This is a genomic window from Mycobacteriales bacterium, from assembly GCA_036497565.1.
Lineage (GTDB): Bacteria > Actinomycetota > Actinomycetes > Mycobacteriales > QHCD01 > DASXJE01.
This window is the reverse complement of sequence record DASXJE010000082.1, coordinates 1-12,054: the sequence shown is the minus strand read 5'-3', so window position 1 is coordinate 12,054 and position 12,054 is coordinate 1. Positions and strand designations below refer to the sequence as shown.

The following is a 12,054-nucleotide window of genomic DNA, read 5'->3' as shown; positions in this document are numbered from 1 at the left end:
GGAGGAACAGGGCGTCGCCGGCCGCGGTGAGCTCGACAAGGTGGACGCGTCGGTTGTCGGGGTCGCGACGCCGGGTGACCAACCCCGCCGACTCCATCGCATTGAGGTGGTGGGTGAGGGTCGCGCCCTGGATGCCGACCGCCTCGGCGAGCTCACGCTGGTTGGCCAGTTGCCGGCTCTTGAGCGAGATCAGCACCAACCACACCGGCTGGGATCCGCCAGCCCGGGTGAGTGCATCGTCGAACGCCCGGCTGACGACCTTCGCGGTACGGGCGAGCTCCAGACCGAGCGGCGGACGGGTGGGTCTGGGCATGCCAGCAGGCTAACACCATTCGCAGGTGTCGAACCGTTTGACATCGCACGATTAGATCTCTAACGTTCTGCCCATGAACGAGACTCTGGTGACGGGATCACCGATGCGGGACCGGGTGGCGCTGGTCGCCGGAGCGAGTAGGGGAATCGGCGCGGCCACTGCAGAGGCCTTCGCTGCGGCGGGCGCGTCGGTCGTCCTGGCTGCCCGCGACGCCGACGCACTGCGGTCGGTCGTCAGCCGGATCGAGGCGAAGGGAGGCCGCGCGATCGGTGTGCGCACCGACGTCTCGGACGTGGACTCGATGCGGGACCTCGTCGACCGGACCCTGACGACCTTCGGCCGGCTGGACGCGGCGTTCAACAACGCCACGGACGGCCCCCGACCGGCGCCACTCGCGGACATCGACCCGGCGGATTTCGATCGCGGGATCGCCACCAACGTCCGAGGCACGTTCCTCGGGATGAAGTTCCAGGTCCCGGCGATGCTCGCCGCCGGCGGCGGCGCGATCGTGAACATGGCCTCGACAGCCGGCCTGAGCGGCACAGCGAACCTCGCGGCGTACGTCGCGGGCAAGGCCGGGATCATCGGCCTGACCAAGGTCGCTGCGCTCGATTACGCCGACCAGGGCATCCGGGTCAACGTCGTCGCACCGGGCCCGATCCTGACCGAGCACCTCACCGCGGCCGGCCCGGAGGCGCAGCGGATGGCCGGCCAGTCGACCCCGATGCGGCGGGTCGGCTCGGCTGACGAGGTGGCGAACGTCGTGCTCTGGCTCTGTTCGCCGGAGCCCTCGTTCGTCACCGGAGCCGTGGTGCCGATCGACGGCGGGCAGTCCGCCGGCAACAAGCCACCGCAGATGTACCGGCAGGGGCAAGCGATGACTACCCCGGCCACCCACCAGCCCGACAGGAGGAACGCAGATGAGTGACGACATCCGCACCGAGGTGCTCGCCGTCGGTGCCCGGTGGGTCGACGTCGAGATCCGCGACCACGGTGCCACGGCGATCGCGATCGGGCACCATACCCAGCAGGCGACCTATCAGGGTCGTCCGGCGGACGGCCGATTTCGCACCACGCACGTCTTCGTCCGGGACGCCGGCCGGTGGCTGTTCGCCAGCCTGCACCTGAGCCAAGCCACTCCGCCGGCACCGCCGGCCTGATCGGGAGGATGCGAGAGATGAACGTCGAACTGGATCACACGATCGTGCGGGCCCGGGACAAGCAGCGGTCCGCTGCCTTTCTCGCCGACGTCCTCGGCCTGCCCGTCGGCGCACCGACGGGGCCCTTCCTGCCGATCGAGACCGGCAACGGGGTCACGCTCGACTTCATGGACGTGCAGCCGGCAACGATCTCGTCCCAGCACTACGCCTTCGCCGTCGCCGAGGAGGACTTCGACGCGATCCATGCGCGGGTCGAGGCGGCCGGGATCACCTACTGGGCCGACCCTGACCACAACCAGCAGGGTGCGGTCGACAAGCGGTCGGGTGGCGCCCGCGGCTTCTACTTCAACGACCCGGACAGCCACAACATGGAGGTCCTCACCCGGGCGGTCACAGCTGGATGAGGCCCGCGTTCGTCGGGGTGAAACCGCACGCGTCGAAGTAGAACGAACGCAGGTGGTCCTCGAAGTCGACGTGCAGCCACTCGCATCCGGCGGCGCGTGAGCCACGTACCGCCTCCGCGACGAGTTCCGCGCCGATCCCCTGACGTCGGACCGCCGCCGTGACCATCGTGTCGAGTGCGAACGCGTGCACCGACCCGTCCCAGGCGACGTTGACGAAACCGACGAGCCGGTCGCCCTGCCGGGCGCAGACCCAGCCGAGGCTGTGCCGCTGCACCTGGCCGCGCCAGTCATCAGGCAGCACCGCATGGCCGAACCCCTCGGCGTGCAGCGCGTTGACTTCGGCGTTGTCGAAGTCGCCGCGCCACTCGTAACGTGTCGGCTGGGTCGGCATTTGCCCTGTGTACCAACCGGTGACGGACCAGTCCACGGAGTTCTAGGGTGGCCGGATGATTACCGCGGTTCACACCCTCGTCTACGCCGATGACCCCGACGCCGCGCGGGCCTTCTTCCGGGACGTCCTCGGATGGCCACACATCGACGCCCACGGCGGATGGTTGATCTTCCGGACCGGGCCGTCGGAGCTCGGCGTACACCCGACGTCGAACGAGAGCGGCGGCGAGCACGCGACGATCGGGCAGCACCACGAGATCACGCTCATGTGCGACGACATCGCCGCGACCGTCGCCGAGCTCGAGGCCAAGGGCGCCGAGTTCACCCGCGGGATCCGCGACGACGGATTCGGGCTGACGACCGCGGTGAGGATCCCGGGCGCCGGCGACATGCTGCTCTACCAGCCCCGGCATCCGGCGGCGTACAACCTCTGAGTGCACGACAAAGGGCCCGATTCCCCTCCAAACCCGACGGGTAAGCGGCGATCAACCGGGTAGACACCACCTCGGTCCACACACAGAACACCAACCGACGGGTCCCGCGCGGCCCGGAGAGGGGCTCATGACGGCGACCCACGACGCGACGGCGACTCGGTCCACCGGGAGTCGACGTACCCAGGCGTTTCTTCGGCGGATGACCCTCGCGACCGGTGGCGGCATGTTCATCGACGGCTTCATCTTCGCGTCGTTCGCAGCCGCTCTGGCCGGCAAGGGCATGAACGACGCCCTCGGCGTCAGCACCGGGTGGGCCCAGCTGATCTCGTCCTCGACCCTGGTCGGGACGTTTTTTGGTGGGCTCGTGCTCGGCTACGTGACCGACCGGCTCGGCCGGCGACCCATGTTCACCATCGACCTGAGTGTCTTCCTGACCTGCTCGATCCTGATGTTCTTCGTGACATCGAACTGGCAGGTGCTCACCCTCGGCCTGATCATGGGCCTGGCGATCGGCGCCGACTACTCCATCGGATCGCCGCTGTTGAGCGAGTTCACCCCGTCCCGGCGTCGTGGTCACTTCCTGGGGGTGCTCGAGATCGGGTGGAACGTCGGTTACGTCGTCGCGTTCCTCATCGGCTACGTGATCAACACGCATTTCCCCGGTGCGTGGCACGTCACGCTCGCGGCCAGTGCTGTTCCCGCCGTCATCTGTCTCGTGATCCGGCATGGGCTGCCGGAGTCGCCGCGTTGGCTGTTCTCCAAGGGCCGGAGCGAGGAGGCCGAGGCAATTCTTCGCGACGATGTCGGGGTCGACCGGCTCGGGGACTTCGCCCGGGAGGAGAAGGCAGAGACCCGCTGGCGCGTCCTCGTAAGCCCGGATTACCTGCTGCGTACGGTGTTCGCCTGCACCTTCTGGATCTGCATCGTGCTGCCGTACTTCGCGCTGACGTTCTTCCAGGCCGAGGTGCTCGGCGACATCGGGCTCGGTGACAACGCGCTCGCCGGTGCCCTCCTCGGGACGGTGGTCGCGCTGACCGGCGCGGTCGTCGGCTGGCGGATCGTCGACCGGGTCGGACGTCGGAAGATCCTCATCGCCCCGATGTTCGTGTGCGCGGCGTTCCTGCTGACCGTGAGCTTCGCGTCCCACCTGCCGGTCGTGCTCGCGGCGTTCTGCTTCTTCGGGTACCTCTTCAGCTACGGCATCATGAGCATCCTGCCGGGCATCTACCCGATGGAGGTCTTTCCGACCTCCGTACGGACGTCCGGCGTCGGACTGGCCTCAGCGGCCAGCCGGGTCGGCGCGGCGATCGGAACCTTCGGTCTGCCGTGGGTCCTGGCCCATTGGGGTCTCCCGCCCCTGATGATCATCATGGCGGTCGTGTCGGTGATCGGCGGTCTGACGTCGTTGCGATGGGCGCCGGAGACCAACGGTCGGGAGCTGTCGGAGACCGCGCACCGCGACAACACCGGCTCAGCTCGCACGTCGGTGGCGGTCGAGGATCTCGCGGCGTAACCCGGCTCCGGACGTGTTCAGCGCCGTGAAGATGCGCGGGGTGAGGCCGTCGGTCTGCGACGTGAGGGCCAACGCGAGGTGCTCGACGCCGAGGTAGTGGTCGTGCAGCCGCTGGGCCTCGCGCAGCGATCGCTCGAGGCAGGCCTTGGCCTGCGGGGTGAAGGGGATGTGCCCGCGGACCTCGCGGACCTCACGGTCGCCGCGACGGCGCCACCAGTGCCGTGATCGACGGGCGGACGGCGTACGGACGGCGTCTGCTCCGAAGGCGGCCTGCAGGCTGTCGCGCACGAGGTCGACGTCTATCCCGATGGAGGCCAGGGCGTCCCGGTCCAGCGACTCGATCGGACCGGCCCCGAGCAGCCGGCGCAGCGCGGTCTCGACGTCGTCCGGGGCGACACCCCGCGCCCGGAAGATCTCTCCGGCGTCGGCGTCGGATCCCGCGATCGCGAGCAGCAGGTGCTCGGACCCGATGTGATGGTGGCCCAGCCGGCGCGCGTGATCCTGCGCGTCGACCACGACGGCCCGGGCGTGGTCCGTGAAGCGTTCGAACATCACCGTCTCCCTGTCCGCCGGCCGTGCTTGCGGTGCACGGCTTGCTTGCTGACCCCGAGTCGGGTCGCGATCTCCTGCCAGGACCAGCCGCGGTCGCGGGCGTTGTCGACCTGCAGTGCCTCGAGGTGCTCGGCCAGATGCCGAAGCGCCGCCACCGCACGAAGTCCGACGTCCGGATCGTTGCTGGCCGCTCCTGTGGTGAGCTCAGCGGTCGTCGTCATGGCGTCAGCATATGTTGACGGTGGACTCGCGTCAACACATGCTGACGATTGCCTTGTCGTCAGCCCTGCCAGCGGACCTCGCCGTCGTGGACCGTGTCGGTCGGGGTAAGGCCGATCCACCGGGCCGAACGGCCGGCGACCTGCTGTGCGTACGTCTCGCGAAGCTCATCCAGCGTGGCGGGCCGGCCCCCGGTGAGGGTGTGCAAGCGGGAATCGTCGAGGAGTGGCGCCATCTCGTCGGCATGCTCCAGCCGTAATGGCTCGAGCACGAGCCGCGCACCCACAAGGCGCGGGTAGCTCGAGTGATCAGCCGTGGGTGGACACCCCGGAGAAGAGGCCGCTCACCGACTCGCCGAGGTGGATCCGGCGGATCGCCTCGGCGAACAGCGGCGCCACTGACCGGACCTGCAGGTGGTCGGCGGCCGTGTCCGGCCGGGGCGGGACCGTGTCGGTCGTCACGATCTCGACCATGTCGGTCTGGGCGGCGAGCCGTTTCATCGCACCGCCGGTGAAGAGCCCGTGCGTACAGGCCAGCGAGATGCGCCCGACCCCGCGCTCACGCAGCCGGTTCAGGAGCTCGATGACCGAGCCGCCGGTGGCAATCTCGTCGTCGAAAATGATGACGTTCTTGCCCTCGACCTCGCCGACGACGGCGTCGATGACGACATGATCGTCGGAGATCCGTTGTTTGCTGCCCGCGGCGACGGGAAGGCCGAGCAGCCGCGCGAACTGGGTCGCCGGCTTGGCATTGCCGAGGTCCGGCGAGACGACCACGGTGTCGGACAGGTCCCGGCCGCGAAAGTGGTCCGCGAGTTCGGCCACCGCCGTCAGATGATCGACCGGAATGCTGAAGAAGCCGTGCACCTGCGGAGCGTGCAGCGTCATGGTGAGCACCCGGTTCGCTCCCGCGGCGGCCAGCAGATCGGCGACCAGCCGGGCACCGATGGAGATCCGCGGCGCGTCCTTCTTGTCCGAGCGGGCGTAGGCGTAGTGCGGAATCACCGCAGTGATCTGGTTGGCGGAGGCGCCACGGGCGGCGTCCAGCATGAGCAGCAGTTCGACGAGGTGTTCCTGCACCGGCGGAACCAGCGGCTGGATGATGTAGACGTCGCGTTGGCGGCAGTTCGCCCGGAGCTGGACCTGCAGACAGTCGTTGCTGAACCGGTGCACGAGGGTCGGGGACAGCTCGCTGCCCAGCAGCGAGCAGATCTTCTCGGCCAGATCGGGATGCGCACTTCCGGTGAAGACGACAATCTCGTCCATGGCGACGCCAGCCTACTCAGGTTCGCGTTCGTCGGTGTCGGCTTCGGCTTCGTCACCGGGTTCGGGCGCGGCGGGTTCTTCTTCCGGTGGTACGGGCGGCGATGGCTCGTCATTGTCCGGCAACCGGTGGCCGTCGGCGTCCTCGCGGCCGCTCAGGTACTTCGCCGCAGCGTTGATGGAGGCCACGACAGGGACGCCGAAGATCGCCCCGGGCAGTCCGGCGAGCAGAGCAGCACCGGTCAGCGTGATCGCGATCGCCAACGGGTGCAGATGCACGTATCGACCGACGACCAGGGGCTGCAGCAGATGGCCCTCGATCTGGTTGCTGACCACGAGTACGGCGAGCACCACCACGCCGGCGATCGGGCCGACCGTCAGCATCGTCACCACCACGGCCAATCCGCCGAAGATGACCACACCGATGATCGGGATGAAGCTACCGATGAAGACGAGCACGGCCAGCGGGGCGACCAGCGGCACACCCACGATGGTGAGCGTGACCCCCATGACGATCCCGTGGAACGCCGCTACGACGAACGTCCCGCCGATGTAGCCGGTCAACGTGCTCCACGCCCGCCCCCCGGCCTCGTGCACCCGCGTGCGGGAGGTGCGCGGGAAGAAGGCCACCAACCAGTTCCAGATGTTCTTGCCGTCGTAGAGCAGGAAGAACGTGATGAAGAAGGTGAGGACGGCGAAGGTCGCGACGTCTGCGACGGTCCGCCCGGCCGTGACGACACCCGACGCGACCGTGGAGGAGTGTCGGCTGAGGAAGTCGGTGATCGACTTCCCGACGTTGTCGACCGAGCTCGCCCGCAGGTGGAGCGGCCCCGTGATCAGGAAGTGCCGGACCTCCGTGCTGATCTTGTTCACCTGCGTGACCAGCTTCGGATACTCCTCGCTGGCGCGGTTGCTCGCGAAGAGTCCGATGCCGCCGAGCAGTGCAAACGCGAGGAGCAGGACACCCCAGGTCGCGACCACCCGCGGAAAATGGGCCCGTCGCCGCAGCAGGCTGACCGCGGGCGTGAGCAGTGCGCAGACGAGGGTCGCAGTGAACAGCGGCAGGACGACCAGCCACAGCTTCTCCATGAGCAGGAAGAGGCCGTAGAACGCCGCCGCCACGACGAGGAGGCGCCACGCCCACGCCGCGCTGGCCTCCAGCAGGTTGGAGACCCGGAACGGCTGGCCCGGCATGGGGTGCCGGTCCTGGTCCTCCTCCGGCGTCCTCGTCGTCACCGCCGGATAGTACGGGGACCGACCCCGGCTCCGCTCAGTCAGCCATGAGGAAGACCTGCTCCATCGGCGCCCACCACTGCCCGGGTGCCGCGCCCGGCATCGGCTGCTGACACGGGCCGGTGACCTCCCACCACAACCGGGTCGCCTCGTCGTCGGCCATCGCGGCCAGGTCCGCGTCGAGATCGTCGCCGTCGTACTCGAAGTAGCTGAACAGCAGGTCTCCGTGCAGGTGGATCGAGTAGTTACGGATGTGGCTCCGGCGGATCCGGTCGAGCACCTGCGGCCAGACGTCGGCGTGCAGCCGCTTGTACTCCTCGATCCGCTCCGGCCGGACCCGGATCACCTGGGCTACCCGCTGCATGCTCAGGTCAGGAAAAGTTCGATGACCGGCACCTGGACGTCGGGCCGCTGCACCGGAAGGTCGAGGGTCACGGTGTCAGCCGAGAGGCCGCCCATCGTCGTATTGACGGCGGTGGCGTCCGGGTCGATGACCCGCATGCCGACCTCGGACCCGTCGTGCAGGAACTGCGCGTAGTCGACGTGGCCGGCGAGCCCGGGCAGGTGCAGGTGTCGGAACGGCCAGCCGAAGACGTGCAGGTAGAGCCGGTCTCCGCGCTGCGTGTAGCGGCAGTCGGGTGGTGCGACGAACGAACTCGGGCCGCAGCCATAGATCGACCGCTCGTGCAGTCGCATCCACTCGCCGATCTGGTGCAGCCGGTCGGTCGCCCGCGGCTCGAACTCACCGCGCGCATTCGGCCCGACGTTGAGCAGCAGGTTGCCGTCTTTCGCGACGCTGTCGACGAGCATCCGGACCAGCAGGTCGGCGGACTTCCAGTCGAGGTTGTCGCGGTCGTAGCCCCAGCTGCCGTTGAGGGTCTGGCACGCCTCCCAGCGCACCGGCTGCCCGGCGACGCGCATCGGCTCGGCCGGCTGGTACTGCTCGGGAGTCACGAAGTCACCCGGGATGCCCAGCCGGTCGTTGACGATGATCTCCGGCTGCAGTTCGCGGACCATCGCCAGCAGCTGCTCGGACCGCCACTCGGCGGCACCCTTGCCGCCCCACACGCGGTCGGCGTAGGAGAAGTCGAAGAACAAATAGTCGATGGTGCCGTAGCGGGTCAGCAGCTCCCGGACCTGGCCGTGCAGGTAGTCGGCGTAGCGGGACATGTTCCCGGACGCGGCGGTATCGGGGCCGTCGTCACGTTGCGGATGTAGTCCGTCGACGGGGAAATCGGGGTGATGCCAGTCGATCAGCGAGTGGTAGAAGCCGACCCGCAGACCCTCGGCCCGGCACGCCTGCACGAACGGCCCGACGAGGTCCTTGCCGCCCGGGGTGGACGCGACCGAGTAGTCGGTCAGATCGCTGTCCCACAGGCAGAAGCCCTCGTGGTGCTTGGTCGTGAGTACGGCGTAGCGCATGCCGGCGGCGCGCGCCTGCGCCGCCCACCGGGCCGGGTCGTAGAGGTCGGGATCGAAGTGCCGGAGATAGCGCTCGTAGTGGCGGTCGTCGAGCCGCTCGCGGTTCTTCACCCACTCGTGCCGGGCGGGCAATGCGTACAGACCCCAGTGGACGAAAAGTCCGAACCGCGACTCGTCAAACCAATGCATGGCTCGGCACCCTACCGAGCCCCGGTATCCTTCGCGCGGTGACCAGCACTACGACTGAACCCATGTGGGCCGCCCGTTTCCGCGCCGCCCGCGTCACCCTTCCCGACTGGGCCGATGATGCGCCGGACCGGTCCGTGTATGCCTCGAACGCCAGCGGCGTGGTCGAGATCTACGCCTGGGACCGCACGGCCGACACCCATCGACAGGTCACCGACCGACCCAACGGGACGATGATCGCCGACATCGACCCGGCCGGGGAGCAGGTCTGGTGGTTCGCCGACACCGACGGCGACGAGTGGGGCGTATGGATGACGCAGCCGTTCCGCGGCGGCCCCGATACGCCGGCGGTGCCCGACCTCGGACCGTCCTACCCGGGCGGGCTCGAGATCGGCCGGTCGAGCGTCGTGGTGGGTCGGTCGACGGACGACGGCTCCAACGTGCACCTGGTGCACGGGGGCGCGCCCTCGACGTTGTACAGCCACGCCAACGACGCCCACGTCGGCGGACTGTCCCGGGACGAGACCCTCGTGTGCATCGCCCACTCCGAGCATGGCGACTCCCGGCACATGGCACTGCGGGTGCTGCGGGCGGACGGATCCGGGGCCGTCGCAGACCTCTGGGACGGACCGGGCAAGGGCCTGGAGCCGGCCGGCTTCGCGCCGGTGGCCGGCGATCAGCGGTTCCTCGCCATCCACGAACGCCGTGGTCGGCCGGAGCTCCTCGTCTGGGATCCGGTGTCGGGTAGCCAGGAGGAGATCGCCCTGGATCTGCCCGGCGAGGTCTACGCCGACTGGTACCCCGACGGCACCGCGCTGCTGGTCGGCCACGACCATGCCGCGCGCAGCGAGCTCTACCGGTACGACCTCGCGAACCGGTCACTGTCGCGGGTGCACACTCCGCTCGGCGTGGTGTCCGGCGCGACCGCGCGACCCGACGGGGCGATCGAATTCGCCTGGTCCTCCTCGGAAGCACCGCCCGCGATCCGTGACGCGGGTGGCGCTGTGGTGCTCGAGGCTCCCGGAGCGACTGCTCCCCGATCCGTCCCGGTCGAGGACGCCTGGATCGACGGCCCCGGCGGTCCGATCCACGCTCTCATCGCGCGACCGAGCGACGGTCCCGCGCCGTACGCCACGGTGTTCGCGATCCACGGCGGCCCGTCCGCCGCCGACGTCGACGCCTTCCGCCCGCGCCGGGCGGCCTTCGTCGACGCCGGTTACTGCGTCGTGCACGTGAACTACCGGGGCTCGACCGGCTACGGCTCGACGTGGCGCGACGCGCTCGAGGGGCGGCCGGGGCTCACCGAGCTCGACGACATCGCCGCCGTACGCGCCTGGATGATCGACCAGGGCGTCGCAGACGCCGATCGCTGCATCCTCGAAGGTGGCTCGTGGGGCGGCTATCTCACCCTGCTCGGCCTCGGCGTCGAGCCGAAGGCGTGGGCCGCCGGTCTTGCGGCCGTTCCGGTGGCCGACTACGTCGCGGCGTACGAGGACGAGATGGAGCCGCTGCGCGCCTTCGACCGCGCCATCTTCGGCGGCTCGCCGAGCGAAGTGCCCGAGGTCTACGAGCGCTGCTCGCCGATCACCTACGTCGATGCGGTGCGGGCGCCGGTGCTGGTGCTGGCCGGGGCAAACGACCCGCGCTGCCCGATCCGGCAGATCGACAACTACCTGGGCCGCCTGAACGAGCTCGGTAAGCCGCACGAGGTCTACCGGTTCGATGCCGGTCACGGCAGCCTGGTCGTCGACGAGCAGATCCGTCAGATGGCGGCCGAGCTCGACTTCGTCGGGCGACACGTGCCGGCGCGCCGCTAGCCGACTCCGCCCGGTTGCCGGACGCGACCCACCCCGAAGCCCACCCCCTGCCTCACCGCCCTGTGCCCTTGCGTCGCTAGGCGGAGCAAGGGCACAGCAAACCAGGCAGCCCACCTGTGCCCTTGCGTCGCTAGGCGGAGCAAGGGCACCGCAACCCACGCAGCGCAGCTGTGCCCTTGCGTCGGTGAGCGGAGCAAGGGCACAGCGATCCGGCGGACTTGATGTCCGCGGGGCGGGTGGCCGCACGGTCCGAAGCTCGGGCCGCGAAAGTGACAGAGCCTCGGGCCATCCTTGCGGCATGGCAGAGGTGGCGAACATCGACCCGTCCGGCCTGGTGCGTCGAGTCCGGCGGGCGGCCGACCTGAGCCAGCGGCAGCTTGCGGCGCTTGCCGGAGTCAGCCCGGCCTGCATCGCCAGGATCGAGACCGACGCCGCGTCAGTGCGCGTCGACCTGTTCCAGACGCTGCTTGCCGCCGCCGGTCTGCGCCTCGCGGTGCTCGACGGTGACGGTAAGGAGGTGGCGCCGATGCGGGCGGACGGGCTGCGCAACGGCGCCGGGAGCCGGTTCCCCGCCTATCTGGATCCGGAGCCGCTCGCCCGACGGACCTGGAGTTACCGGTCCCGGTACACCCGCCCGAAGCCGGTCGTCGTCTGCGATCAGCGCGCACGCCGGGATGCGCGTCGGAGGCTCGACGGGACACCGGACAACCACCCAGGACCCGAGGCACTCCGGCTGCCGCGACTGACTCCTCGCCCCGACCGCCCGATGCCGGATCCGTGCCGGTGCGGCCCGGAGTGTGAGCGGCACTGCGTCGCCGCATGCGATTGCCAGTGCGAACCCGCATCGCCGGACAGATTGGCGGGCGTCAGCCCAGCTCGGCCGCGACCAGCTCTGCGATCTGGGCCGTATTGAGCGCCGCGCCCTTGCGGAGGTTGTCACCGACCACGAAGAGATCGAGCGTGTTCGGGAAGTCGAGCGCCTGCCGGATCCGCCCGACGTAGGTGGGATCCGTGCCGACCGCCTCCGCCGGCGTCGGGAACACCCCGGCCTCCGGGTCGTCGAGGACCACGACGCTCGGCGCCGCCTCCAGGGCCGCGCGGGCCTCGCCCACCGAGACCTCGGTCGCGAACGTGGCGTGGACGGCGAGC

General features: G+C 69.5%; 17 protein-coding genes. 7 read left to right on the top strand and 10 right to left on the bottom strand.

The features are described 5' to 3' along the window. A partial coding sequence (locus VGH85_07445; GenBank protein HEY2173633.1) for a MarR family transcriptional regulator occupies window positions 1-313 on the bottom strand: 313 nt, incomplete at its 3' end. Window positions 314-386: 73 nt separating this feature from the next. Between VGH85_07445 and VGH85_07440 the strand changes: the two genes are divergently transcribed. The 3 genes from VGH85_07440 to VGH85_07430 are packed head-to-tail and all read left to right on the top strand — an operon-like array spanning window position 387 to window position 1,877. After that, complete coding sequence (locus VGH85_07440) at window positions 387-1,241, top strand: SDR family NAD(P)-dependent oxidoreductase (GenBank protein ID HEY2173632.1); 855 nt, start codon at window positions 387-389, stop codon at window positions 1,239-1,241. Continuing rightward, complete coding sequence (locus VGH85_07435; GenBank protein HEY2173631.1) at window positions 1,234-1,473, top strand: nuclear transport factor 2 family protein; 240 nt, start codon at window positions 1,234-1,236, stop codon at window positions 1,471-1,473. The genes VGH85_07440 and VGH85_07435 overlap by 8 nt, the downstream gene beginning before the upstream one ends. Window positions 1,474-1,490: 17 nt before the next feature. Then, a complete protein-coding gene (locus VGH85_07430) occupies window positions 1,491-1,877 on the top strand; it encodes a VOC family protein (GenBank protein ID HEY2173630.1) in 387 nt (128 codons plus the stop codon). On the opposite strand, the gene VGH85_07425 is transcribed toward VGH85_07430, so the two are convergent. Further along, window positions 1,864-2,268 (bottom strand): GNAT family N-acetyltransferase, encoded by a 405-nt coding sequence (locus tag VGH85_07425; GenBank protein HEY2173629.1) that lies wholly within the window; start codon window positions 2,266-2,268, stop codon window positions 1,864-1,866. The two genes, VGH85_07430 and VGH85_07425, sit on opposite strands and share 14 nt — an antisense overlap. Window positions 2,269-2,323: 55 nt before the next feature. Between VGH85_07425 and VGH85_07420 the strand changes: the two genes are divergently transcribed. Together VGH85_07420 and VGH85_07415 are read left to right on the top strand one after the other, a co-directional pair. Next, window positions 2,324-2,701 carry a VOC family protein gene (locus VGH85_07420; protein ID HEY2173628.1) on the top strand — a complete coding sequence of 126 codons (378 nt, stop codon included), beginning with the start codon at window positions 2,324-2,326 and terminating at the stop codon, window positions 2,699-2,701. Between the two features lie 199 nt (window positions 2,702-2,900). Beyond that, window positions 2,901-4,214: an MFS transporter gene (locus tag VGH85_07415; GenBank protein ID HEY2173627.1), complete on the top strand. Its 1,314-nt coding sequence runs from the start codon at window positions 2,901-2,903 to the stop codon at window positions 4,212-4,214. Here the strand turns inward: VGH85_07415 and VGH85_07410 are convergent. From VGH85_07410 to VGH85_07380, 7 genes are read right to left on the bottom strand one after another with little or no spacing between them, the layout of a single operon-like run. Beyond that, window positions 4,173-4,766: a Clp protease N-terminal domain-containing protein gene (locus tag VGH85_07410; protein ID HEY2173626.1), complete on the bottom strand. Its 594-nt coding sequence runs from the start codon at window positions 4,764-4,766 to the stop codon at window positions 4,173-4,175. The two genes, VGH85_07415 and VGH85_07410, sit on opposite strands and share 42 nt — an antisense overlap. Next, window positions 4,766-4,987: a helix-turn-helix domain-containing protein gene (locus VGH85_07405; GenBank protein ID HEY2173625.1), complete on the bottom strand. Its 222-nt coding sequence runs from the start codon at window positions 4,985-4,987 to the stop codon at window positions 4,766-4,768. The genes VGH85_07410 and VGH85_07405 overlap by 1 nt, the downstream gene beginning before the upstream one ends. Before the next feature lie 59 nt (window positions 4,988-5,046). Beyond that, window positions 5,047-5,271: a hypothetical protein gene (locus VGH85_07400; protein HEY2173624.1), complete on the bottom strand. Its 225-nt coding sequence runs from the start codon at window positions 5,269-5,271 to the stop codon at window positions 5,047-5,049. A 22-nt stretch (window positions 5,272-5,293) separates the two neighbouring features. Then, complete coding sequence (locus VGH85_07395; protein HEY2173623.1) at window positions 5,294-6,250, bottom strand: ribose-phosphate pyrophosphokinase; 957 nt, start codon at window positions 6,248-6,250, stop codon at window positions 5,294-5,296. 12 nt (window positions 6,251-6,262) lie between these two features. Continuing rightward, window positions 6,263-7,483, bottom strand: a complete 1,221-nt coding sequence (locus VGH85_07390) for an AI-2E family transporter (protein ID HEY2173622.1) — start codon at window positions 7,481-7,483, stop codon at window positions 6,263-6,265. 34 nt (window positions 7,484-7,517) lie between these two features. Further along, the gene (locus VGH85_07385; GenBank protein ID HEY2173621.1) at window positions 7,518-7,844 is read right to left on the bottom strand and encodes an L-rhamnose mutarotase; all 327 of its coding nucleotides are present in this window, start codon (window positions 7,842-7,844) and stop codon (window positions 7,518-7,520) included. Between the two features lie 2 nt (window positions 7,845-7,846). Then, window positions 7,847-9,091 carry an alpha-L-fucosidase gene (locus VGH85_07380; GenBank protein HEY2173620.1) on the bottom strand — a complete coding sequence of 415 codons (1,245 nt, stop codon included), beginning with the start codon at window positions 9,089-9,091 and terminating at the stop codon, window positions 7,847-7,849. A gap of 38 nt (window positions 9,092-9,129) precedes the next feature. Here VGH85_07380 and VGH85_07375 point away from each other — a divergent pair, with 38 nt between their 5' ends. Together VGH85_07375 and VGH85_07370 are read left to right on the top strand one after the other, a co-directional pair. Further along, complete coding sequence (locus VGH85_07375) at window positions 9,130-10,905, top strand: prolyl oligopeptidase family serine peptidase (protein ID HEY2173619.1); 1,776 nt, start codon at window positions 9,130-9,132, stop codon at window positions 10,903-10,905. A 298-nt stretch (window positions 10,906-11,203) separates the two neighbouring features. Continuing rightward, complete coding sequence (locus VGH85_07370; GenBank protein ID HEY2173618.1) at window positions 11,204-11,818, top strand: helix-turn-helix transcriptional regulator; 615 nt, start codon at window positions 11,204-11,206, stop codon at window positions 11,816-11,818. Here VGH85_07370 and VGH85_07365 read toward each other — a convergent pair. Continuing rightward, on the bottom strand, window positions 11,772-12,054 hold a 283-nt coding region (locus VGH85_07365; protein ID HEY2173617.1), incomplete at its 5' end, for an Asd/ArgC dimerization domain-containing protein. The genes VGH85_07370 and VGH85_07365 overlap by 47 nt on opposite strands.

Coding starts and splice junctions, on each gene's coding strand:
- VGH85_07415 (HEY2173627.1), top strand. CDS start 2,901: ATGACCCTCGCGACCGGTGGCGGCATGTTCATCGACGGCTTCATCTTC.
- VGH85_07410 (HEY2173626.1), bottom strand. CDS start 4,766: ATGTTCGAACGCTTCACGGACCACGCCCGGGCCGTCGTGGTCGACGCG.
- VGH85_07420 (HEY2173628.1), top strand. CDS start 2,324: ATGATTACCGCGGTTCACACCCTCGTCTACGCCGATGACCCCGACGCC.
- VGH85_07425 (HEY2173629.1), bottom strand. CDS start 2,268: ATGCCGACCCAGCCGACACGTTACGAGTGGCGCGGCGACTTCGACAAC.
- VGH85_07395 (HEY2173623.1), bottom strand. CDS start 6,250: ATGGACGAGATTGTCGTCTTCACCGGAAGTGCGCATCCCGATCTGGCC.
- VGH85_07380 (HEY2173620.1), bottom strand. CDS start 9,091: ATGCATTGGTTTGACGAGTCGCGGTTCGGACTTTTCGTCCACTGGGGT.
- VGH85_07435 (HEY2173631.1), top strand. CDS start 1,234: ATGAGTGACGACATCCGCACCGAGGTGCTCGCCGTCGGTGCCCGGTGG.
- VGH85_07370 (HEY2173618.1), top strand. CDS start 11,204: ATGGCAGAGGTGGCGAACATCGACCCGTCCGGCCTGGTGCGTCGAGTC.
- VGH85_07385 (HEY2173621.1), bottom strand. CDS start 7,844: ATGCAGCGGGTAGCCCAGGTGATCCGGGTCCGGCCGGAGCGGATCGAG.
- VGH85_07405 (HEY2173625.1), bottom strand. CDS start 4,987: ATGACGACGACCGCTGAGCTCACCACAGGAGCGGCCAGCAACGATCCG.
- VGH85_07430 (HEY2173630.1), top strand. CDS start 1,491: ATGAACGTCGAACTGGATCACACGATCGTGCGGGCCCGGGACAAGCAG.
- VGH85_07440 (HEY2173632.1), top strand. CDS start 387: ATGAACGAGACTCTGGTGACGGGATCACCGATGCGGGACCGGGTGGCG.